Origin of the sequence: Gemmata obscuriglobus (genome assembly GCF_008065095.1) — a bacterium.
Taxonomy (GTDB): Bacteria; Planctomycetota; Planctomycetia; order Gemmatales; family Gemmataceae; genus Gemmata; species Gemmata obscuriglobus.
Map to the genome: position 1 here is coordinate 4520508 of NZ_CP042911.1, position 22563 is coordinate 4543070.

The following is a 22563-nucleotide window of genomic DNA, read 5'->3' on the forward strand; positions in this document are numbered from 1 at the left end:
CCCCGCACGCAAGTAAAAAGCGCACGCCAACTGGGAATTCAAACCAACTTCACACTCATCCCCCGCACCCGGTCGGACCGCACGCCTCGCCCGCCCCGTCGGTGCCGCTCACGGCCTCGGCCATCACCCGAAGCTGGATGACGCTGCGCTCCTGCTCCTTTTCCAGGTACGCACGCCCCTTTTTCACGTTAACGTGGTCCCACGGCAGCTTCTCGGTAACCTGCCGCTGCCGCGAGCGATAGAAGTCCACATCAATGCCGAGGTCGCGGAACGAACTCCACCATAGCTCCGGCTGGAAGCACTCCTTCCAGCCGTCGAATCGGGCGCCGCGCTTCCACGCCTCGTACAGCCCCATCGACACGCGCCGGTCGCCGCGGGTGAGGATGCCCTCAAGCAAGCTCGTTTCGATGTCGTGCTGTTTGATGCGCACGAACTTGTTCCGCTTGCGGCGGTGCATGTAATCGCCCGCCCGGATGAAGTAATCGCGGGCCTGCATCCCGTTCCACTGGTACGGCGTGTGCGGCTTCGGGATGAAGTTCGAAACGCTCGCGGTGACCTCCTTGTACCGACCGGTCGCCTGCTTGCCGACTTCGCTGATCGCCTCGGCCAGGTCCACGATCCCGTCCAGGTCCGCGGCGCGCTCACCGGGCAGGCCGCACAGGAAGTAGAGCTTCACGTGCGACATGCCCTCCTTGAACGCCTCACGGCAGCCTTCAATAAGGTCGTCGTTCTTGATGGGCTTGCGGATCTGGGTGCGCATGTCGTCACGGGCCACCTCGGGCGCCAGCGTCATGCCCGCGCGCCGCCAGCCCTTCATGAGTTTCGGGACCGACCGGAGTTGGTGGTTCACGCGCAGGCTCGGCAGCGACACGTTCACGCCCAGCGGCGCGAACACCTCGTGCATCCGCTTCACCAGCTCTTCGAAGTGCGGGTAGTCGCTCGACGAAAGCGACAGTAGGCTGACCTCGTTCATCCCCGTGTTGCGGTAGCTCTCCAGCGCCGCCTGCACGATGGTCTCGACCGAGCGCACCCGGAGGGGCCGCTTGATGACGGTGGACTGGCAGAACCGGCACTGCCACGGGCACCCGCGCATGATCTCGATCGCGATGCGGTCGTGCGGGGTCTGAACGAACGACACGACCGGCTTCGTCGGCAGCGGAATGTCGTCCAGGTCTTGCGCGATGGTGCAACTTTCGATCTGGACCGGCACATCCGAGCGGGTGCGGTTCACGGCGGCGATGGTGCCGTCGGCGTGGTAATCGAACTCGTAGAAGCACGGGGCGTAGGCCCACTTCGTGCTGCCCACGAGTTCCGCCAGCATGTCGAGCCGGCGCTTGTGCGAGAGGTCGCCCTCGCGGACCGCGACCTCTTTCAATGCCATCCACTTTTCCATCACCCACGGCAACGATTCCTCGCCGTCGCCGATGACGAACAGGTCTACGAACGGGGCGAGCAGTTCCGGGTTCTGCGCGCCGGGACCGCCGGCGATCACGAGCGGGTCGCTCACGAACCGCTCGGTCGCGAAGTGCGGGATGCCGCCGAGGTCGATCATGTTTAGCAGGTTGGAGTAGCACACCTCGTACTGGAGGCTGAAACCGACCACGTCGAACCCGGACAGCGGGGTGAAGGTCTCCAGGCCGTAAAGGGGGAGCCGGTTGCGGCGCAGTTCGGCCTCGAAGTCCATCCACGGGGCGAACGCGCGCTCGCACGCCCACTGCGGATCATTGTTCATGATCGTGTAGAGCACCTGCAAACCGTGGTGGCTCATCCCGAGCGTATACGCGTCCGGGAAGCACAGGCACAGTTTGCCGCGTACCTGTCGGTGGTCCTTCGGCACCGAGTGGAGTTCGCCGCCGGTATACTGGGCCGGCGTCTTCACGCGCGGCAGCACCCGCATCACGGCATCGCGGAGGGCGGTGTTCGTCATGGCAACGTCTCTCGAACGGTCGTCGGCAGTGGGCCTTGCGATTATAGCAGCGAGGAGCACGAAAGCCCTGGACAACGCACGAGGCTTTCGGTTGTCGGGTGCCTAAACAAACGACGTGCTGTCCTTCCAGTCTGCGGCGGCCGAACCACTCTGCGGTGCAGAGCAATCGGCCCGCGCGGCGACGAACGGCGTGAGCCCGGACGACGCAACATCGTGTTCGTGGGCGAAGGGCACCAAACTAAACCCGCTCCGGCTTGGCTCGGCACCGCTACGCTAACGGGACACAGTCGCCGGTGCAACGAACGAGGAACGAGATGGATCCGGAAGCCGCGATTGCCGCCACTCGGCGGTGGATTCAGAACGCCGTGATCGAGCTGAACTTGTGCCCGTTCGCGCGCCGGGTGTTCGACGGTGGACTGATCCGCTACGCGGTCACCGACGCGACGGATACAGCCGCCCTGACCGTGGCGCTGACGGAACAGCTCCGAGCACTCGCGGCCGCTCCCGCAGAAGAGGTCGAGACCGCGTTCCTCATCCACCCGAACGCACTCGCCGACTTTTTCGATTACAACGACTTCGTCGCCGGAGCGGACGAGCTGATCGCCGAGTTGGGGCTCGAAGGGGTCATCCAGATCGCCAGCTTCCACCCACTTTATCAGTTCGCGGGTACCCGCCCCGACGACGTGGAAAACTATACGAACCGGTCGCCGTTCCCGATGCTGCACTTGCTGCGCGAGGAGAGCATCAGCCGCGTGAACGACGACCCCGAAAAGCTACTCGACATTCCGAAGCGCAACATCGAGACGCTTCGCAAGCTGGGGCGCACGAAGTTGCTCGCGCTCGTGAACCGCGGCCCTGGTTGAGGCGCGGTCGCTAGACGAGCTACTTCTTCTTAAACATCGTGTGGCCCGGGTCGCCACGACTGAGCATGTATGCGAGCAGGTCCAGCACCTCGTTTTCGTTCAGGTCGTTGAGTAGCTTTTCGGGCATCAGCGAAACGTTAGACGGCCGCACCTCTGCGACGTCCTCGCGCTTCAGCTCGATGACCTTGCTGGAATCCTCCGGATTGGTGACGATCACGAGTTTCCCGCCCACCTCGCTGACGATCTTACCTGTGATGGTCTGCTCGTCGCCGGTGCGAATCACCGACGCCTTGTACTGGTCCGAAATCACCTTACTCGGCTCGACGATCGCCTCCGCCATGTCCTTCAGCCCGAACCGCCCCGCCGCCTGGGACAGGTCCGGCCCGGTAGCCCCGCCGTCGCCGCCGAACCGGTGACACACCACACACCGGGCCGCCGCGAACGAGCGCTCGCCGTTCTTGAAGTTGCGTCCACTCTTGAGCTTCTGTTCCAGCCCGACGAGTTCGGCAGTGGTCCATGCCCGGCCCGGGCCGACGGGCTTGGGCAGAACCGGCACCTTGTACGCCGGACGCAGGTTCGCGGCTTCGATCGCCAGCCGGTTGGCGTCGCCGGCGTTGGCGAACGCATCCTTTTCGATGTTGGTTAAGAACCCCTGGTAGCTCGCCCCGCCGTTCTTGGTGCGCGCCTCGGCTAGGAACCCGTAGTACGTCTTCCAGCGGTCGATGCTCCAACCAACGGTCGCGTTACGGAGGGTGAACAAGTACCACAGCTTCTGCTGGTCGGCTGAGTTCTTTATCAGGTTGGCCACGGTGCCGCCGTACCCGCGGTTGCGAAGGAGCAGTTCGTCCAGCCCTTCCTGGGTCAGCGGCTTCGACGGTTTCTTGAGTTCCGCGCACAGCCACTCGACAATCTTGGGGTGCTTGAGGTACACGAGCAGTTGGGCCAGTTCGCGGTTGACGGCGTCCGTTGGGCCGGGGAACAGCCCTTCGAGCTTCTGCCCGACCGCGTTCGCGACGGCGTCGCTCGGCGCACCGGTGCGCAGGAACACGAGTTGATACGCCCGGAGCGCGTCGAGCACCTGCGGCTCGTTCAACTTCTGCGCCCAAAGCGCGTCCAAACCGGCCAGCAACCTCGGCTGAAGCGACTTGTCACCCTGGTGGGCCAAAGCGACGACGGCCGCGGTCACGGCGTCCGGCGGGCTGAGAGCGAGCGCCAGGTCCTGCCACTCCTTGACCGGTTGGTGCTCGAGCCCGACCCGCGCCGCGTACCGGACGAACCGGTCCTTGTGACCGAGCAGCGGGATCAGGAACTCGGCCGCCTTCGCCGGGTCCGCAGCCGGCTTGTGATATTCTTCAGCCTGCTTCAGTAGCTTACGTTCTGGCGTTTCAGTCGTCTTGGCCTCGACCGGTGCGGTCGGCTCGGAACCGGTGTACGTGACCCGGAACAACTCACTCTGCGTCCCGCGCCCGCCGATCGTGAAGTACATCGCCCCGTCGGCTTGGTTAATGACCACGTCGGTCAGCGGCAGCGGCGTGCGGCTCAGGAACTCTTCCTTGACGCCCTTGTAGGTCGCCCCGTTCGGCTCGGTGTGGATTGCGTACATGGTGCCAAACGTCCAGTCACAAATGAACAGTGCCTTCTGGTATTTGGCCGGGAACTTCGCCCGGTACCCGAACTCGACACCGACCGGCGACCCCGGCCCGATATCGGTCATCGCCGGGAGCGAATCGACGTAATAGGCGGGCCACTTCCCGGTACCAGAGCGCCAGCCAAGTTCGCTGCCGCTGGTGGCGTGGTTCACCCGCGTTGGGCGATACCACGGCATCCCCAAGTCCCACTCCATATCCGCGTCGTACACGAGCATCTCACCATCAGCGTTGAACGCGAAGTCGTACGGGTTACGGTAACCGGCGGTAAAGATCTCCCAGCTTTTGCCGTCGAGATCGGTTTTGGCGACGTACCCGCCAGGGGCCAAAATACCGCGGGCGTGGCCGTTCGCATCCCACTGCCGCGGCAGGATGTGGTCCTCGCTCCAGTTCTTGGGCAAGCGGCTGTGATCGAACTTCTCGGGCGGCTGCGTGTGGTTCCCGCAAATGACGTAGAGTGAGTTACGATCCGGCGCGAGCCGAATGCCATGCGGTCCGTGCTCACCGCCGCCCGAGAGCGCTTTAAGCTTTTCGACCTTATCGAGGGTGTCGTCGCCTTTGGACGACGACACACGGTACAGGCCACTTCCCGGCCCGCCGTTGCAGACCACGTACAGGATGTTCTTGTGCCACAGGAGCCCCTGCGCCCCGGTGACCTTGGCGGGGATCTTCTCGACCTTCGTCTCTTCGTCGGTGCCGATCTTGCCGGGCGTGATCCGAACCAGCCCAAGCCCGCCTTGGTCGCTGGCGATGAGCCGGCCCTTGTCGTCGGCAGTAAGGCAGACCCACGAGCCGAGTTGCTTCGCGGGGACTGTAAACAGTTTCTCGACTTTGAAGCCGGGCAACGCGACGAACGTGTTGGCGGGCACCTTCGATGCGGATTGCGTAACCGCGTTGTCGAACACCTTACCCCACGGCTGATCCCCGTAGGTGCCGATCTTCTTGGCCTTCGCGCCCGTGGCCCCCTTCTTCTCGGCTACAAGCCAGCTTTCGTCGCTGACGACGTACTTGGTGTTGCCCTTGTCGTCGGTGACTGCCAGCTTAAGAACGAACCCGGCCACTCCACCGGCGTTGCGCACCTCTGCTACGAGTTCGTTCTTCTCTTTCAAGAGTTTCGTTAGATCGGCCTCGGCGGGTTCCTGCCACTCGTCCGAGGCGGCGACCTGCGTCCCGTTCAGGAACAGGACGACGTGATTATCGGCCGAGGCCTTCACACGTGCGGCCTTCACGTTCGGCGCCGCAAACTCGGTGCGGAGCGTGTAGTTCTTGGTCGGTGTCGCGCCCCAAATCCAGAGCGGCGACGGACCGCCGTCGAACACCTTGGTCCAATCAGTCGCCGTCACATCGATCGGCGGCGGCTTCGGCACCTCGCCCCGTTCGATTACTCGTGCGACAACGGGCTTCTGCACAAACGGCTCCTCGGCGCGGGCGAGCGCCGCAGCACCGAACGCGAGGAGGATGAGCGTTACTGTTCGCATGACAAGAATCTCGGAAAAAAGAAATACAGCCGGGTCTTGCGGTTCCACGGCTCGCGACTCTGCTCAGCGGCTCACACCGCCGGCAGTCACGCGAGAACGCCCTTCACAACGTTGCCGTGAACGTCGGTGAGACGGTAATCGCGGCCCTGGAACCGGTAAGTCAACCGGGTGTGATCGAACCCGAGGCAGTGCATGAGGGTGGCTTGCAGGTCGTGAATGTGGACCTCGTCCCGCACGACCTTGAACCCGAGTTCGTCACTCTCACCGTGGGTGTGGCCGGCCTTGATACCACCCCCAGCAAGCATTAGCGAAAACGCGTCAGGGTAGTGGTCGCGGCCGAGCACCTTCCCGCCGGCGGTCCGGCCCTCGCGGAACGGCGTGCGGCCGAACTCACCGCCCCACACCACCAGTGTGTCTTTAAGCAGGTCCCGACTCTTCAGGTCGGAAATGAGTGCGGCAACGGCTTGTGCCGTCACGGTGCCCTTCTTGGTCAAACCGTCCCGGATGTCCTCGTTCGGGTTGGTGCCGTGAAAGTCCCACCCCCAGTCGAAGAGCTGCACGTAGCGCACACCCTGTTCGACGAGCCGGCGGGCGAGCAGACAGTTGTTCGCGAAACTGCCGGCCCCGGGCTTGGCGCCGTAGGCGTCGAGCACCTTTTGCGACTCTTTCGAGATGTCCATCACCTCGCTGGCCGAGAGCTGCATTCGAAACGCGAGTTCGTATTGCGAGATGCGGGTTCGCGTCTCCGGATGGCCGAGTTCCGCCTCCTGGAGTTCGTTAAGATCTTTCATCGCGTCGAGGCCGAGCCGGCGCATGTCGCGGTCGAGGCCGGGCGGGTCGCTGAGGTACAGCACCGGTTCGCCCTTGCTGCGGCACTGCACCCCCTGGAACACGCTCGGCAGGAACCCGCTACCCCAGCACCCCTGCCCGCCGCTCGGCTGCACCCCGCTGGAGATCAGCACCACGAACCCCGGCAGGTTCGCGCTCTCGCTCCCCAGACCGTAGCAGGTCCAGGCGCCCAGGCTGGGGCGCCCCTGCCGCGCGAACCCCGTGTACAGAAGCAGCTCAGCGGGCGCGTGGTTGAACTCGTCGGTCTTCATCGACCGGATCACGGTCACGTCGTCCGCGACCGCGTGCAAAGGCTTGATCGCGTCCGACATCCAGATCCCGGATTTGCCGTGTTGTTTGAACGGCTGCCGTGTGCCGAGCAGTTTGGGCACGCCGCTGGTGAACGCGAACCGCTTGCCCTTGAGGTACTCGTCGGGACACTCTTGGCCGTCGTGCTTCTGCAACGCAGGCTTGTAATCGAACAGATCCAGGTGCGGCGGCGCGCCCGACATGTGCAGGTAGATCACCCGCTTCGCCGAAGCTGCAAAGTGAGGATCCTTCGGCGCGAGTGGGTTCTCGACTTTCGGCCCCTCCGCGCGGCCGTCGTTCAGGAGCGAAGAGAGTGCGAGCGCACCCAACCCCAAAGACGAGGTGTGAAGGAAGTTGCGGCGCGTCTGGTGCAGCAGGCGTTCGGTGCGGGGGTGCAAGAGTCGACCCTCGGAATGTGTTGCGGCGGCGGCCGGCACGGATCAGCGTTTCAGCAGCATCTCGTCAAGGTTCAAAATCACGTTCGCGACCACCGTCCACGCGGCCGCGTCACACGGGTCACTGCCCTTCGGAAGCGGGCCGAGCGGGTTGGTCGCGAACTGCACCGCCTTTGCCGGCTCTTTCGCGAACCTGAATTTTGCTTCATCGTACAACTTCACTAGCCGAACGATCTCGGGGTCGGACGGCGGCCGCACGAGACATGCTCGAAACGCGAACGATGCCCTCTCCGCGTCCGTCTTCCCGCCCTTCTCCATCACCCGGCGGGCGAGCGCCTGAGCCGCTTCGACGTAAACCGGGTCGTTCATGGTCACGAGCGCCTGGAGCGGCGTGTTGGTTCGCGCGCGGCGCACGACGCAAGTGTCGCGATTCGGGGCATCGAACGTGGAGAGCGACGGGTACGGGTTGGACCGCCGCCACTGGGTGTAAACGCCGCGGCGGTACTTGTCCTCGCCTGCGCTAGTTTGCCAGTCAATGGACCCGCCGAACGCGGCGCTCAGGCCCAGGTTCGGCTGCTGCGGCCGGACCGACGGCCCCAGCATTTTCGAGCTGAGCAGCCCGGCGGCAGACAGCGCCTGGTCGCGTACCATCTCGGCCGTCAGCCGGACCCGTGGTCCGCGCGCGAGCAACCGGTTGTCGGGGTCGCGCTCGTACAGCCACCCAGTGACCTTCGAGGATTGCTGATACGCGGCAGATGTCACCAGCAGTTTCAAAAACGCCTTCAGATCCCACTTCTGTGCCACCAACTCGGTGGCGAGCCAGTCGAGCAGCTCGGGGTGGCTCGGGAGCTCGCCCTGAGCCCCAAATTCTTCCGTGGTGCGGACGATGCCCGTACCGAAAATCTGCTCCCAGAAGCGGTTGGCCATCACCCGCGCGGTCAGCGGGTTCTCAGCGCCGATGAGCCAATATGCGAACCCCAGGCGGTTCTTCGGAGCGCCTGTCGGGTAAGGGTGCAGGGCCGCGGGCGTGCCCTCGGTCACCTCGTCGCCGAGGTCCAGGAAGTTGCCGCGAAACTGGAGCCGCGTTTTCCGCCTCTGGGTACCGGACAGTTCCTTGAGTACCGGCACCGTGCTTTCGGGTCTGAGGGTCGCAAGTTCCTTCTTGAGTGCGGCGAGCGCGTCGCGTTGTGACTTGAGCTCCTCCGGCTTTTTGCCCTTTAGCGCCGCCTCGAGCTCTGCGACCTGCTTTTCCACCGCAGTCCTCTTCGCGAGCACCCCATCGGCCCAGAACGGCAGCACCGGACTTTCGTCCGCCCGGTCGGCGTCGGCGGTGTTGTTGAAGAACGCGAACGAGCGGAAATACTCGGTCTGGCTGAGCGGGTCGTACTTGTGCGTGTGGCATTGAGCGCACCCCATCGAGGTGCCCATCCACACCATGTACGTGGTGTTGACACGGTCCACCACCGCGACGTTGCGGAACTCCTCGTCGTTGGTTCCGCCCTCGCTGTTGGTCATCGTGTTGCGGTGGAACGCCGTCGCGATGAGTTGCTCAGGAGTGGGATTCGGCAGCAGGTCCCCTGCAAGCTGCTCAACCGTGAACTGGTCCAGCGGCTTGTTCGCGTTGAAGCTCTGGATGACGTAGTCGCGGTACTTCCAGATCGTGCGCAGCGGGTCGTCGGCGTACCCGGCGCTGTCGGCGTATCGCGCCAGGTCGAGCCACATCCGCGCCCAGTGCTCGCCAAACGCGGGTTTGGCCAGCAGCTTCTCCACCAGCCTCTCATACGCCCCCGCGGTGTCGTCTTTCAGAAACGCGTCGAGTTCATCGGGGGTGGGCGGCAGGCCCGTCAGGTCAAGTGCGACGCGACGAGCGAGCGAGTACTTGTCGGCCCGCAACGCGGGTTCGAGCTTCTCGGCTTCAAGCCGGGCGAACAGAAACGCGTCCACGGGGTTGACCGTGGGGAACTTGGTTTTGGGCACCTCGGGCCGCACCGGAGGTACATACGCCCAGTGCGTCGCGTAGCTGGCTCCCTCTCTGACCCACTGCTTCAGCACACCAATTTCACGATCGCTCAGTTTCTTACCCGTTTTAACGGGTGGCATCACGCTCGCGTCGTCGGGGCTTGCCAGCACGCGCACGATCAGTTCGCTGGAATCCGGTTTGCCGACGACGATGGAGGTCTCATGCGCGCCGTCCTTGGTGTCGAGGCGTAACCGGCCCTTGCGGGTCTTTTCGTCCGGCCCGTGGCACTGCAAGCAGTTGTTCGACAGGATCGGCCGCACGTCGCGATTGTAGTCGATCTTAGCAGGTATGGGTTGCGCCTGGGCCGAGTGGGCGACGAGCGCAACCGCCACGAGAGCGAGTCCGAAGCGACCGGTGAGGAAACGCACGGTTTGCCCTCAGCAGAAAAACACAGAACGACCGCAGGTTGGTCGAGGAGGTGGGCTCGGTCCGAGTAATCAGAGAAGTGTACCCGGCGGCGCGGGCCGCGCGGAAACAAAAAATACCCCGGCCGGAACGGTCTGAGGGCACAGCCGCACAGGAAAGCAGTTACTGCGGATACGGAGGCGGGGTCCAGCTCGGACGGAACAGTTCCTGTTTGTGTCGGGATTTGTGGAACGCTTCAGCAAGAAACAGTATCGATCGGCACCGCGCGCGGAACGCCGGCAGGACCGCTTCACCCTTCGCACCGGGCGATCCGACCAGTTTGGCGAGCTGCGCGTGCGCGTCGTAATCCGCAGGGGTGTTATGGGCACGCATCCCGTCAAGGAGCTGGCTTTCCAGTTGCGTGAACTTTTCCAGCACATCGGGGGTCACGTCGCAGTCGTGCGACCTGTAGACGTGCAGTTCACGAGGCGCCAGGTCGGCGGCAATATCCCCGGTGCCGGGAGGCTCTTCTTTCTGCATGTGCACCGCCAACCCGACGAGACCGACCACGATCAGCAGTGCGGCAAGGACGAAGAGAACTGCCGCGCCGGGAACAGCACCCAATTGCAGAGCCAGCGACAGAAGTGCCAGGCCTACCCCGCCACCCAAGACCGTAAACGACCAGTGGACCCGCCGGCTCCAAGCCGACCACAGCCGCGCCGGGAGGCTCGGGCGCGCGGACCGCCCCCCGCCCCCACCCCCGCCGGGCACCTGAACGATCAAAACAGTGATGTTGTCTGGGCCGCCACGCAGGTTCGCGAGGTGAACCAGGAAGCGCACCGCCTCGTCCGGCGGGAGCGCAGAGACGACCGCCCCAACCTCCTGCGGCGTCACCACCCCCGTGAGGCCGTCACTGCACAGCAGGAAGGTGTCCCCGGGCTCAACCGGATACGGCCCTTCGATGTCGACTTCCACCTCGCGATCAGGGCCGAGCGAGCGGATGATCACGTTCTTTTTGAAATCGCCGAGTTCGTCGGGGTCAACACCCTGTCGTTTAGCGATCTCCCACACCCAGGAGTGATCGAACGTCAATTGCTCCGCCCGCCCCCCGCGGATGCGGTAAGCCCTACTGTCGCCGACGTGGCCGATCCAGGCCCCCTCGGGCCGGAGCACCAAGGCGGTACTGGTCGTTCCCAGCCCGCGGAACTCGGGGTTCTGCTGGCCGATCTCGTGAATCCCCGAGTTCGCTTCTTGGAACGCGCGGCGCAAGGCGGGAAGCGCCCCCCCGTCGCGGGCGTGCTTGGCGTATAGGAACGGGATGTCTCGGGCGGCTTTCGCGCTGGCCTTCTCCCCCACCGCGTGCCCGCCCATGCCGTCGGCGACTACGAACACATGACCCTGGGCTGCGAACCCGGCCACGTCTACGGCCGGTTGCGCAGCGCACGCGTCCTGGTTGTGGCTGCGCTTGACGCCCACGTCGGTCAGTGCCGCGTATCGGACAGGTTCAAACGCCGCCACGACTCACCTCACGAAGGTTCTTCACCCATCCTACGCCATCGGCGGTAACAATGCTGCCCCCGCAGCAGAAATCCGCGCTGCGGGTGGAGTTGACCGCTCACGGGCGAAGCGTTATGCCGGGCGACTCATCACGGCTCACGAACGGGTACGGGCGAACGAAGGGGACTCGATGACGGCGCGAACCGTGCGGCTGATGCCGGCCATAGCCTGCGCTGCGGCGCTGCTCGCAACCGGCTGCGTGGACCGTCGGTTCGTAATCGAATCGAACGTGCCGAACGCGCAGGTGTACATCGATAACCGACCAATCGGCCCCGCGCCCGCACACAGTGCGTTCGAGTATTATGGCTATTACACCGTGAAAATCGTTCACCCGGGCTACGAAACGCGTGAAGAGCGGGTCCATGTGACCGCGCCGTGGTACGCGTACCCTCCCATCGACTTCCTTGCGGAAGTGGTGTGGCCGTTCCGCATTCGCGACACTCGCCGCTACTACTTCCCGTTGTACGAGGCGACTCAGACCCGTACCGACGACATCCTGAACGCCGCCGACGCGTTACGGCTCCGCGGTATGAACCTGCCTGCGCCGGAGCGGCCGGCCGATCCCCGCCCACCAAAGAAAAAGCCACAGCCAGCCCCGCTCCCTCCGTCCGCGCCGCAGCCGGGCCTCGTTCCCAGCGTGCTACCCTAACTCGCGCGCCAGGAAGTCGCACCGCGTGCCCAACCCGAGGAGCAAAGTTACTTACCGCAGCGACGACGCGATCTGAACGAACCGCCACTCGAAAACGTTCCGCTTCGCGGCCTCACACCAGCAGTGAAGCACTACGACTTTATCGCCCACGCGGACGGCAGAAAACACAATCAGCCGCGACTCGGATGAGGCGATCACCTTCTTCGTGCCGGGGTCAAGGACCGCACTTTCAAGCCGGACGATCGAGGTCCCACCTTTGGTAAGTGGATCGCCTTCGGGGTCTCCGGTGCGCTCGGTGAACGTTGGCGCTGGCAACTGGTCGTTCGCGCCCTTCAGGTGGTTGGTCCACACGTTTTGAACGTACTCGCGCGCGCGTTGCAGAGGATCGCCGGCGCCGTCGAGAAGGTAAACGCGCAACTCGGCGACATCCGGGAGCGCGTTCCGCTCGCGGCGCAGTGTGTGGTTAATCCTGAGCCCCCGGTCCAGTTCCGGTTGCTCTTTTTTCTCCCCGTCGACGGGAACTTCCTTCCAAGCGTCTTCGGCATCTGTGAACGTGTACGGCACCGTCGCCCCTTTGTAGTCGATCTCGCGGGCAACCGTCTCGCGCCAGTCATCGCGAAGCCCCAGCAGTTTGCACCGGCTCCGAAAGTCCGTGAACTCGGGCTGCAACGTGTCGAAATCGCCTTCACCGCACCACCCGAGCCAGAAGTACGCGATCCCCTGATGGGCCACCGTATAGGCCTCGCCCTGCCAGATCAGTCCGTCACCCGAGGGGGCACGGAACTTGAACGCATGACGAGGGCCGACCGGGAGCCCCAGCCAGGTATTGTCGAGCGAGGGTTCCTCCTCGTGCCGAGTGAACAGTTTGCGAAACGGGACCTCCAGGTCGCGGCGCATCTCGGTGCCGCGCGGGGCACGCCCTTTGGCGTACTCGGTGCGGCCGAGGACCACGTACCCTTCCGGGCTCTCACGCTTAAAACCATACACAAACGGGGCGGACACCTTCAGCCGGATTCCGTCGTCCTGGGCCCACCCCTTTGGCAGCCCCTCGACGCCGAGATTGCCATCGGTGTCCTTCACCACGACCGCTTCACCGCCGCGTGAAGTGCGACGTGAGATCACCTTGAAGCCGATTACCAACACCGCCCCAGCGACCAGCGCCGCCATCAGCAGCGCAAAGATGGCGATCTGATACGCCGGCATTCCGGCGGCCGGCTCCTCGCGCTCGCGCCGGGGCTTGCGCCGACGCTCTTCGCGCTCCGCGGGTCCGGTAGGAGGCACCCCAACCGACACCGACTCTGACGACATTGGAGGCGGTTCGGAAGCCGGAGGTGGAGGCGAACTGAGCGTGAACCGCATGGAACAGCGCGGGCAACTCAGCACCACCCCCACCGGCACCTGCGACGAGTCGAACGTGTACGGACAGCTCGGGTTGGGGCACTTCAGCAGGTTGCTCATCGGTGCGCGTTCCGGTGGATTTATTCGGGCTCTTCCAGTGTACCGTCTGCGGGCGGAGCAGGTTCTTCCCACTCGTCAACCGTCAACCCCGCCTCGTGCTGGAACTCGGCACCCCCATCGGACTCCTCTGGCTCCAGTTCCACCAGTTCGAGTGGGTCGAGGGCTTTCGGGTTGGCAACCCGGATCGCCGTTTCGCCCGACAAGATGTCCAAAAGTTCGGGCAACACAGCCTTTGCCCGCCACCCGCGGCACAGTGGCACGTCCGGTAAATCGGTCCCCTCAACGCGAGAGCGGACAACGGCCTTCAGATCCGCACCTGAGGAGATCAGATTCGCGGCAAGGCGGTTTCGCCCGGCGAAGTCCGCGAGCACCACGTTCAAGAGGTTCCCGAGCAGCACGACGTTGGCGCTGTCGTTGTCGCGGGTTTCGGGCTCGGGGCACTCACCAAGCTCGAGCGCCTTCGCGCGCCGGATAGCCTCTAAAATCGGCTCCTCTTGGCCGCGGGGCAGCCCGCGAACCGTGTGCAACTCTTCGGGCCGCGTCGGCGCGCGGCGAGCGATCTCGATGAGGAGGTCGTCTCGCATCAAGAACCGCGGGGGCTTGTTCAGCCGCTCTGCGAACTTGTCGCGCCACCCGTAAACCTCGCGCGCGACCGCCAGCCCGCGCCGGTCCAGCGCCCCGATTCCCTTGATTTTCCGCCAGCGCTCGATCGTGGCGTCGTCAGCCACGGCCCGCTTCACCGCCGCCGCGAACTCCTCTTCCGCCCACGGCAATCGGCGATACTTTTTGAGCCTCTCGGTCAGTTTGCGGTGTGCGGGAAGCAGATACCGCACGTCGTCGTACGCGTACCGCACCTGAGCGGGGGTCAGCGGGCGTTGCCGCCAGTCGGTGAGCGTTTCCCCCTTCTGCATCCGCTGGCGGAGCAGGTCGTGGACGAGCCCCGCGTAGCCGATGGGGTACGTCAGCCCGACCAGACCGGCGGCAATCTGCACGTCGAACACGTTCGGCGGAGCGCTTCCCGCTTGAAAGTAGCACATCCGCACGTCCTCGCGGCCGGCGTGGACGACGACCGTGCGCTTTCGGTCGAGCAACAGGTCCCAGAACCCGTCGAGCGAGCCGCACTCGAACGGGTCGATCACGAACAGTTGCTCCGCGGTCGATACCTGAACCAAGCACAGTTCGGGGCGGTACGCATCCTCGCCCACGAACTCGGTGTCGAACCCCACGAGCGGCGCCTTCGCAAGGTGGCTAAGGCACGCGGCCAGTTGCGCCGGGTGCGTGACCAGTTGTTCCGGGAGTGCGGGGCGCTTACCGGGACGGCGAGCCATGTCGGTGGGCCTGAATGCGTGGTATGGAACTCGGAAACCGGAACCTGAAACTAACGTTATCGTTCAGGGTGCGAACGGCCCCCCGGCCGGTCAACACGTCCGCCGCGGCTTTCCCGGCCCCCGAACGGGCGACGCATGCATATTCCGGGCACTGGGGCTTCCCAACCGGTACAATCGCGATAACCCGCGCGGAGATCAAATCCGATGATCGACGAGTTGCTCGAACAGAAGGTTGTTATCGACCTGGTGAGCCCGTACGTGTGCCTCGGTCGCCTCGTCCGGTATGACGAGCACTTCATTGAACTGAAGAACGCCGACCTGCACGACTTGCGTGACACCGAAACGACCCGCGAGCTGTACGTTGCGGACTCGGTGGCGACCGGCATCAAACGAAACCGTAAGCGAGTGTTCCTGCGCCGCAGTGAGGTGGTGGCGATCTCGAAGCTCGAAGACGTTGTGGACGAATGAAAATCGCTCCGTGCATGCCTTGTGCGAAAGCGACATGCCCAAGAACGGCCCAGCTCGTTACGGCGGTGTTAAGGCGATACTGCCGCGGGCACGCAAGCGCTCCGGTTCACCTCCCGGCGCCCTTCTGAGGTCGCGAGTCACCCAGCGACCTGAACGAGCCACCGCCGAAGCAGCGCCGTGAGGGTTCCCATTTCCGTCGCACTGAGCGGCGGGAGTGAGTGCTCTGCCTCAGCGAATCGCGTCTTCGTCGCGTGGTCGATCACCCGGCGGCCCTTGGAGGTCAGCTCAATCACCACCATCCGCCGGTCATCCGGGTTCGGCTTGCGCGAGATGTAGCCGGCCTCCGCGAGCGCGTCCAGGCGGGCGGTCATCCCGCCACTGGACAGCAGCACGCTCTCCAAGAGCCGGGTGGGGGAGAGCCCGCCCTTCTTCCCGTGCCGCCGCAACGTCGCGAGTATGTCGAACTGGCCCAGCGTGAGTTTGTGCCGCTCCAGCGCGCCCTCCACGCTCCGCTCTAGGTGCTGCGCCAGAACGATCACGCGGCCCACCACATCCAGCGCCGACGGGTCCAGGTCCGGGCGCGCCTGCCGCCACTGTTCGACCAGCCGGTCGACTACGTCCGGCACTGCGGCAGGGGCCACTCCCGCGGGGCCAGCGGGCGGCTGCGCGTCAGTCGTGTCCATATTTGAATTCTTGCCGTCGAGATAATATTTCGTAAGCTCTCCCGCAGAGCATAGGGCCAACCTCTTCTTCCGAGTAGACACCATGAAAGAGATTCGCATTGGCGACACCGTGGAGCAGGCCATCGAGCGGTCCGACTACCCGCTCGACCGGGTCCGCGCGATCCTCAAGGACGAAACCGTTGCCGTGGTCGGTTACGGCGTACAGGGCCGCGGTCAGTCGCTCAACATGCGCGACAACGGCGTCAAGGTGATCGTCGGCCAGCGCAAGGGTGGCAAGGCTTACGACCTGTGCCTCGAAGACGGGTGGGAGCCGGGCAAGACGCTGTTCGACCCGGAAGAGGCCGCCGCGAAGGGCACCGTCGTGCAGTACCTGCTGTCCGACGCGGGGCAGAAGGAGATGTGGCCCAAGATCAAGCCGCACCTCACGAAGGGCAAAGCGCTGTACTTCTCGCACGGCTTCTCGATCGTGTTCAACGAGCAGACCGGCGTGGTTCCGACCGCCGACATCGACGTGATCCTGGTCGCCCCGAAGGGGTCGGGCACGACGGTGCGCCGGCTGTTCGTCGAGGGGCGCGGGATCAACTCCAGTTTCGCGATCCACCAGGACGCGACCGGCAAGGCGCGCGAGCGGTGCTTGGCGCTGGGCATTGCGATCGGCTCGGGGTACCTGTTCGAGACCACGTTCAAGAAGGAAGTAGTGTCCGACCTGACCGGCGAGCGGGGCGTTCTCATGGGCGCCATCTACGGGCTGTGGCTCGCGCAGTACGAAGTGCTCCGCGCCAACGGGCACTCGCCGAGCGAAGCTTTCAACGAGACGGTAGAAGAGGCGACCCAGAGCCTGTACCCGCTGATCGCCGAAAAGGGCATGGACTGGATGTACGCCAACTGCTCGACGACCGCCCAGCGCGGCGCGCTCGACTGGTTCAAGTCGTTCCGCGACGCGTCCAAGCCGGTGTTCGAGCAACTCTACAACTCGGTCGCGACCGGCGAAGAGGCCCGCCGGACCCTTGACGCGAACAGCCGTGCGGACTATCGCCAGCAGCTCGAGAAAGAACTCAAGGAGATCGCGGATAGCGAGATGTGGCAGGCGGGCGCGCAGGTGCGGGCGCTGCGGCCCGAGCGTCAGGGGTGAGCACCCGCTCAACCCACGCCGTCGGGGAGTGAGTGACACCAGATTGTCACTCACTCCCCGACGGCGTTTTCAGCCCGGCCGTGCCGCTGCTATGTGGCTTACCTTGCAATCTCAGTTGCTTAGCCCAGCACAGTGACACCAAGAAAACACAAACAATTATAATTGAAACTAATGCGATTTCTTATGTCACCTCTACGGATCCGGAATAACTTTAGATTTTTTTTTGCGCATGATCAGTAGTGCGGCCGTGACATAACTACTTTGCACCGCGCCGGAACCGTGAACCGCACCAGACACTTCAATAATCGAGCGAATTTACCTTAACCTTCGGACCATTGACAGGCCCAGAAACTGCCCTCTATGATGCCCATCACAACCGAGTCGCCACCACGCTTCCCCCCTGTCGCGGCTCGGTCTATCGGTGCCAGTGATTGACCTATCACAATGGCACACATGCATTTATAGCTGAAATACCTCTTCCGGTCGTCCGGCGACCGGCTCGTGGAGAGTATCGCCATGCCGACCCTGGATCCCGTTGCCGAGTTCCGGGCGAGGTGGCTACCCCACGTCTCGAAGGACGGACTTTCGCGGATAATCGAGCTTTTGGAGAAGGGGAGCCCGCTCTTGATTCACGGGGCGTTCACACGAGCGGTCCCGATGGGTTGCTTGGCATCCCACATTGCCTGGAACCACCCTCAGACGTGCCGGTACCAGCACGAGGCCGGCGTAATGTGGCTTGCTAAAGTGGCGAAACTGAATCCTGCGACGTCGTCCGTCATTCTCGCGTGGGACCGGGACGGGGCTGGCAATTTCGAACTTCGCAACGATCTGCTTGGGGCCTGCCTTGAAGAGCGCGAGTGCCGCCGGCAGCGCGCACACTTGTGCGAGCCCGCCTGCTGCTGACTTGCTGACCGGACAACTCGTGACTGAAGCAATCAATTTTCTGGAACGCCTCGGGCGACTCGCGGCGTTCACGCCGCGTGCAGTTCTGGCGTCTTTTACAACTTTGCGGCGCTCGGGGCTGTGGCTGCGGCCCTTTTACTCCGTGACGATCGGCGGGTTACCGCTGGCACTTGTTACCGGCCTCGCGTTGGGCGTCGTCATCTGGATGCACACGCGAGACGTACTCGCTCGTACCGGCACTGGAGCTGTCGAGTACCTGCCGACGTTCCTCGCCGCCGCTGTCCTCCTCGAACTTGCGCCCGTCGGCGCCGGCCTGATCGTTGCGGCCCGCACCGGCGCGAGCTTGGGTGCCGAACTCGCCTCCATGAGGGTGAGCGAACAGATCGACGCGATGGAGTTGCTCGGGGTATCGACGATCCGGGCATTGGTGGGGCCGCGCATCGTCGCTTGCGTATTCGCCGCGCCTCTGCTGCACGTCCTCATCGCTGCAACCGCCCTTGGAAGCGGGTTTATCGCAGAATTGGCGACCGGCTCGACCACTTTCCTGAAGTACAACACTGCCGCGGTGCGCGAACTGGTTCTTCAAGACGTTATTCCCGCGGGACTGAAAACCCTCGTCTTCGGTCTGATCGTCGGTGTGACCGGGTGCTTCGCGGGCTTGAGCGCCCGCGAAGGCTCCGAAGGTGTGGGGCGAGCCGCAACCGACAGCGTGGTTGCATGCGTGTTACTCGTTCTCGCGGCCGACGTGCTTCTGGTCGGATTAATCAAAGCGATGCAACGCCTCTTGTAGGATGAGCACGCCGAGTGCGGCGCTCACCCTACAAGACGAGAGCCGCGGTCTGAATTCACCCCGGCAGCTCCCAGCCCTTGCGATATTCGCGCGACAGGAAGGCGTCAGCGGTCTTATCGCCGGTGACACCCTTCTCTGCGTCCCAGGTAATCTCTTTCTCCGCACGGTACGCCACGTTCCCCAACAGTACCGCTTCTGCGAGCCGCCCCGCGTAAGCGAAGTTACACAGCGGCGTACCATTGCCCTTGCAGGCCTCCAGCCACTCCTTGTGGTGCCCGATCGACGGCGCAATAGATTTCGATGGGGCTTTGAACTCCTTCGCTGCCGAGTCGGGCATCATGGTGTACCTGCCGTAGTCCGCAGCGAGTTGCGCTTTTGTACCCACGAACAGGACGCCTGAACTGTAACCCTTCAGTCCGCTCACGCCAGAAGGCGCGGTCGTACCGTGTTCCCAGGTAAGTTGAACCTCGCCCCGGACCTTCGTCTTCGGGAACGTGTAGTCGACTGACATCACGTCCGGGGTATCGTTGTCACCCGCATAGGTCTTCGTGCCGGTCGCCTTCACGCGAGTTGGAGAGGTAAGACCCAGCGCCCAATAGGGCAGATCGATGTAGTGGCACCCCAGGTCCGCGAGGGTTCCGCCGCCCCACTGCCACCACCACCGCCAGTGGAAGTGCGGCCACGCGAAATTCCAACTCGACTTGTTCACCTCGACCTCGAAGAACTCACTCTTCGTCGGCCCCATCCACAAATCGAGATCGAACTTTGCCGACGGCTTTGAGGTGAGCTTCTTCCCACCCACCGGCTTGCTGCTGTTCCAGACGTGAACCTTCTTGATCTCGCCAAGCAGACCCGATTGCACAACCTCCACGACGCGGCGGTAATTCTCGCCCGCGTGGATCTGCGTGCCCATTTGCGTCACGACCTTCTTTTTCGCAGCGAAAGCGGTCATGTGACGCACTTCCGCCACCGTCTCGGCCATCGGCTTTTCGCAATACACGTGTTTGCCGAATTCGATTGCCAAACACGACGGCAACGCATGCGTGTGGTCCGGAGTACTCACCACGACAGCGTCGATCGATTTGTGCGCCTTATCGAACAGCTCGCGGTAATCGGTAAAGAAGGCAGCCTTCGGAAACTGCGCCCGGGCCTTCTGCGCGTTCTCCGGGTCCACATCACACAGAGCCACGACATTCTCGTGAGCAACGCCGGCGACATTCGCGGCCCCGCGGTTCGCAACGCCAATCACCGCGACGTTCAGCTTTTCGTTCGCGTTGCGAGCACGCACGACCATCGGCGCGGTGAAGGCGGCGCCGACGGTAGCGAGGAATTTCCGACGAGTGAGACGAATTGGCATGATTGGCTCCTGAGAATCGCTGGGACTGAGCCCGAATTGCTGTGGGGCGGGTAACACTCCTCGCGAGTGTACACGACCAGAGTGAGGTAAAAAGGAAGAATTGGATCGAACGGGTGAGGGAGAGCGGCGCGTTGAGCGAACAGGGCGACGCGCCGCCCTCGACCTCGACCCGCGCTCCCTGGGCGACATGGAGCTTAAGCGGGAAAAACCTGCTGGTGTAGTATCCTCATGGCATGTAACGCTGCCGGATGCGAAATTCGGACTTCGAAAATCACAGAACCCTTTAGCGGAAATCACAAACCCTTATCCATTAACATCTTCCGCCCGAAAAAAACCCGACCACGTCACATTTGCCGCACCGAACCATGTTAGAACTCGAACGAACAACCTAACCAACCCGGCAACGGAACTATTACGACGATCCGCGCACCGCCGCTACGCGACAGTAACCGAGGTCGGCGGTACAATCGCGGTCACACCCACAACGGAGGGCTCCGCATGGCGATTCCGCCACTCGCGATCGGCGTTTGCAGTTGGTCGCTCCAGGTAACCAACGTTCCGGAACTGAAAACCTTTCTCGACAAACTCGGAATCGAAGTGGTGCAGATCGCCTGCGGTGACCCGCACCACGCGAGTTGGGCCGAAGGCGAGGACTTACCGTCTGCCGCGCTCGCTGCAGGGTTCAAGATGTCGGGTGCGATGCTCGGTTTTCCGGGCGAAGACTACACCACCCCACAGACCATCGAAAAGACTGGCGGGTTCGGTGATTCTGCGACCCGCCCCGAACGGCTGGAATGCTTCAAGTGGGGGTTGGCGCGCACAAAGGCACTGGGGCTGTCCGATCTCATGTTGCACGCCGGGTTCATCCCCGCGGTCGGTTCGCCGGAGCGGAAGGCGTTTCTGGACACACTGGCCACAGTGTCGGAACTCGCACAAGCAGCGGGTGTGACTGTGGCGTTCGAAACGGGGCAAGAGTCCGCCGCCCTGCTCCGCCGAACCCTGGACGACCTGAAGTGCCCGAACCTGAAGGTCAACTTCGACCCGGCGAACATGCTGCTTTACGACATGGACGACCCGCTACGGGTTCTGGACCTTCTTGCGCCGGACATCCGCAGTGTTCACCTGAAGGATGCAAACCGGCCGACGGTGAAAGGAACGTGGGGGACCGAGGTGCCGCTCGGGACGGGGCAGACCAACACGCGCGAGTTCGTCAAGGCACTGAAGCGAATCGGCTTCACGGGACCGCTGTGCATTGAGCGCGAGGTCGGGAACCAGCAAGAGCGGTTCTGGGACATCGAACACGGGGTCCGGTTCTTACGCGAATGCTTGGCTTCTTGAGCCATCCGTCTGTTGCGAGATTCGGTGAGGTTCGTGGGTTGTTACGGAACTGACTTACGAACCCCACCGGAGCGAACGACCTGCAGATCACCTCAGCCCACTAAACTCCCACCGCCACGAATTCCGGCACCGGACAATCTGCAAACTCCGTGCTTGCCACGAAGATGCACCCCGCGTTTGGGCACTTCACGCGCAGGTCCGCCGGCATCCCTTCGCTCGCGGTCGTGAGAATCAGTTTCACTCCGTTGGGACGTTTCACCAAAAAGGGACAGGTCACGCGCGGCGAGCCCGGCGTGGTCCATTCTTCGAGAGCCGCACCGGTCGCGAGTGAAAATCGTACAGCCCGACCCGCTTCCACGAAATCGGGATTGAAGAACGCAACGATTACCGACCCATCGCCGCAATCACACATGCCGTCCGGAAAACCCGCTTGGTTCGACAGGTCGAGCGCGACGCCATCGGGCACAGCGGTTCGGGCCGCTACGTCGAGACGATGACGAACAACCTTTCGCGTCGGCGTATCGATGTCGTAGAGGACCAGACCGCGATCGTCGGTGGCAAACACCTTCCCGTTCGAACAGACCTGCTTAGCCGCCAGAAGTGAGATACGGTTGTCCTCGGGCGTGTAAAGGTAAAGCTGTGCGAGCTTCGCCTCTTCATCGAACTGTGTGTCCTTCGTACCAAACACCACCGCCCTTCCGCCGGGAACGATCTCTGCGTCGTTAATGATCGTCCGCGGGTTGTCGTCAGGAATCGTTGCGAGCGGATCGGACCATTTACCGTTCGCGACATCGCACACCCGAAGCTGCTTATCGACCCCGACCAGCATCCGGTTCCCGCCGGCGATGGGAAGAGCGAAACCCGGACGGCCCGGGCACGGCTCGATGAGGTCTTCGGCGAATTGGTCGTCCGGGAAATGCACCCGCAGTTCACCGTTCTTAGCAGAGGAATTGAGCTGAATGTTGACCCACGCCAAGCCGGCCTTTCCCCCCACGGTGAGCCAACGGGGGCCTTCAGGCAGGAACCGGTCCTCTTCCTCAATGAAATCGATGTAGACGATCGCTTCGGTGCTTCTCATCGCGGTACTCC

At 63.5% G+C, this 22563-nt stretch carries 16 protein-coding genes; 6 read left to right on the plus strand and 10 right to left on the minus strand.

The features are described 5' to 3' along the window. Positions 1-55: 55 nt before the first annotated feature. Positions 56-1927, minus strand: a complete 1872-nt coding sequence (locus GobsT_RS18840) for a TIGR03960 family B12-binding radical SAM protein (protein ID WP_010033771.1) — start codon at positions 1925-1927, stop codon at positions 56-58. A 314-nt stretch (positions 1928-2241) separates the two neighbouring features. On the opposite strand from GobsT_RS18840, the gene GobsT_RS18845 reads away from it, so the two are divergent. After that, complete coding sequence (locus tag GobsT_RS18845; RefSeq protein ID WP_010033774.1) at positions 2242-2790, plus strand: DUF1415 domain-containing protein; 549 nt, start codon at positions 2242-2244, stop codon at positions 2788-2790. Positions 2791-2809: 19 nt separating this feature from the next. Here the strand turns inward: GobsT_RS18845 and GobsT_RS18850 are convergent, their stop codons facing one another. The 4 genes from GobsT_RS18850 to GobsT_RS18865 form a co-directional block, all read right to left on the minus strand. Beyond that, the gene (locus GobsT_RS18850) at positions 2810-5914 is read right to left on the minus strand and encodes a c-type cytochrome (protein WP_010033778.1); all 3105 of its coding nucleotides are present in this window, start codon (positions 5912-5914) and stop codon (positions 2810-2812) included. Positions 5915-6000: 86 nt separating this feature from the next. Beyond that, on the minus strand, positions 6001-7449 hold the full coding sequence (locus GobsT_RS18855) for a DUF1501 domain-containing protein (RefSeq protein ID WP_010033780.1): 1449 nt from the start codon (positions 7447-7449) through the stop codon (positions 6001-6003). Positions 7450-7491: 42 nt separating this feature from the next. Continuing rightward, positions 7492-9834, minus strand: a complete 2343-nt coding sequence (locus tag GobsT_RS18860) for a PSD1 and planctomycete cytochrome C domain-containing protein (protein ID WP_010033781.1) — start codon at positions 9832-9834, stop codon at positions 7492-7494. A gap of 160 nt (positions 9835-9994) precedes the next feature. Continuing rightward, a complete protein-coding gene (locus GobsT_RS18865; protein ID WP_010033785.1) occupies positions 9995-11329 on the minus strand; it encodes a PP2C family protein-serine/threonine phosphatase in 1335 nt (444 codons plus the stop codon). Positions 11330-11498: 169 nt separating this feature from the next. Between GobsT_RS18865 and GobsT_RS18870 the strand changes: the two genes are divergently transcribed. After that, positions 11499-12017, plus strand: coding sequence for a PEGA domain-containing protein (locus GobsT_RS18870; protein ID WP_010033795.1), 519 nt, complete (start codon positions 11499-11501; stop codon positions 12015-12017). 51 nt (positions 12018-12068) lie between these two features. Here GobsT_RS18870 and GobsT_RS18875 read toward each other — a convergent pair whose 3' ends face one another. Both GobsT_RS18875 and GobsT_RS18880 read right to left on the minus strand, forming a co-directional pair. Continuing rightward, positions 12069-13475, minus strand: coding sequence for a BRcat domain-containing protein (locus GobsT_RS18875; RefSeq protein WP_148087799.1), 1407 nt, complete (start codon positions 13473-13475; stop codon positions 12069-12071). Positions 13476-13495: 20 nt separating this feature from the next. Further along, positions 13496-14803: a ribonuclease D gene (locus GobsT_RS18880; RefSeq protein ID WP_010033800.1), complete on the minus strand. Its 1308-nt coding sequence runs from the start codon at positions 14801-14803 to the stop codon at positions 13496-13498. Positions 14804-15007: 204 nt separating this feature from the next. On the opposite strand from GobsT_RS18880, the gene GobsT_RS18885 reads away from it, so the two are divergent. Further along, positions 15008-15271 carry a hypothetical protein gene (locus tag GobsT_RS18885; RefSeq protein WP_010033803.1) on the plus strand — a complete coding sequence of 88 codons (264 nt, stop codon included), beginning with the start codon at positions 15008-15010 and terminating at the stop codon, positions 15269-15271. 137 nt (positions 15272-15408) lie between these two features. Here GobsT_RS18885 and GobsT_RS18890 read toward each other — a convergent pair whose 3' ends face one another. Beyond that, the gene (locus tag GobsT_RS18890) at positions 15409-15954 is read right to left on the minus strand and encodes a MarR family winged helix-turn-helix transcriptional regulator (protein ID WP_063744552.1); all 546 of its coding nucleotides are present in this window, start codon (positions 15952-15954) and stop codon (positions 15409-15411) included. An 82-nt stretch (positions 15955-16036) separates the two neighbouring features. On the opposite strand from GobsT_RS18890, the gene ilvC reads away from it, so the two are divergent. Both ilvC and GobsT_RS18900 read left to right on the plus strand, forming a co-directional pair. After that, positions 16037-17086, plus strand: coding sequence for a ketol-acid reductoisomerase (gene ilvC / locus GobsT_RS18895; RefSeq protein ID WP_010053333.1), 1050 nt, complete (start codon positions 16037-16039; stop codon positions 17084-17086). A gap of 844 nt (positions 17087-17930) precedes the next feature. Then, the gene (locus tag GobsT_RS18900) at positions 17931-18779 is read left to right on the plus strand and encodes an MlaE family ABC transporter permease (RefSeq protein WP_232068385.1); all 849 of its coding nucleotides are present in this window, start codon (positions 17931-17933) and stop codon (positions 18777-18779) included. Positions 18780-18834: 55 nt separating this feature from the next. Here GobsT_RS18900 and GobsT_RS18905 read toward each other — a convergent pair whose 3' ends face one another. Then, positions 18835-20193 carry a Gfo/Idh/MocA family protein gene (locus GobsT_RS18905; RefSeq protein ID WP_162097379.1) on the minus strand — a complete coding sequence of 453 codons (1359 nt, stop codon included), beginning with the start codon at positions 20191-20193 and terminating at the stop codon, positions 18835-18837. A 441-nt stretch (positions 20194-20634) separates the two neighbouring features. Between GobsT_RS18905 and GobsT_RS18910 the strand changes: the two genes are divergently transcribed. After that, positions 20635-21474, plus strand: coding sequence for a sugar phosphate isomerase/epimerase family protein (locus GobsT_RS18910; protein WP_010043596.1), 840 nt, complete (start codon positions 20635-20637; stop codon positions 21472-21474). Between the two features lie 100 nt (positions 21475-21574). On the opposite strand, the gene GobsT_RS18915 is transcribed toward GobsT_RS18910, so the two are convergent. Then, positions 21575-22552, minus strand: a complete 978-nt coding sequence (locus GobsT_RS18915) for an SMP-30/gluconolactonase/LRE family protein (protein ID WP_010043598.1) — start codon at positions 22550-22552, stop codon at positions 21575-21577. Between the last annotated feature and the right edge of the window lie 11 nt (positions 22553-22563).

Excerpts from the sequence above, each read along its gene's own strand:
- GobsT_RS18840 (WP_010033771.1), bottom strand. The coding sequence starts at position 1,927 with ATGACGAACACCGCCCTCCGCGATGCCGTGATGCGGGTGCTGCCGCGC.
- GobsT_RS18845 (WP_010033774.1), top strand. The coding sequence starts at position 2,242 with ATGGATCCGGAAGCCGCGATTGCCGCCACTCGGCGGTGGATTCAGAAC.
- GobsT_RS18850 (WP_010033778.1), bottom strand. The coding sequence starts at position 5,914 with ATGCGAACAGTAACGCTCATCCTCCTCGCGTTCGGTGCTGCGGCGCTC.
- GobsT_RS18870 (WP_010033795.1), top strand. The coding sequence starts at position 11,499 with ATGACGGCGCGAACCGTGCGGCTGATGCCGGCCATAGCCTGCGCTGCG.
- GobsT_RS18875 (WP_148087799.1), bottom strand. The coding sequence starts at position 13,475 with ATGAGCAACCTGCTGAAGTGCCCCAACCCGAGCTGTCCGTACACGTTC.
- GobsT_RS18880 (WP_010033800.1), bottom strand. The coding sequence starts at position 14,803 with ATGGCTCGCCGTCCCGGTAAGCGCCCCGCACTCCCGGAACAACTGGTC.
- GobsT_RS18885 (WP_010033803.1), top strand. The coding sequence starts at position 15,008 with ATGATCGACGAGTTGCTCGAACAGAAGGTTGTTATCGACCTGGTGAGC.
- GobsT_RS18890 (WP_063744552.1), bottom strand. The coding sequence starts at position 15,954 with ATGGACACGACTGACGCGCAGCCGCCCGCTGGCCCCGCGGGAGTGGCC.
- ilvC (WP_010053333.1), top strand. The coding sequence starts at position 16,037 with ATGAAAGAGATTCGCATTGGCGACACCGTGGAGCAGGCCATCGAGCGG.
- GobsT_RS18910 (WP_010043596.1), top strand. The coding sequence starts at position 20,635 with ATGGCGATTCCGCCACTCGCGATCGGCGTTTGCAGTTGGTCGCTCCAG.
- GobsT_RS18915 (WP_010043598.1), bottom strand. The coding sequence starts at position 22,552 with ATGAGAAGCACCGAAGCGATCGTCTACATCGATTTCATTGAGGAAGAG.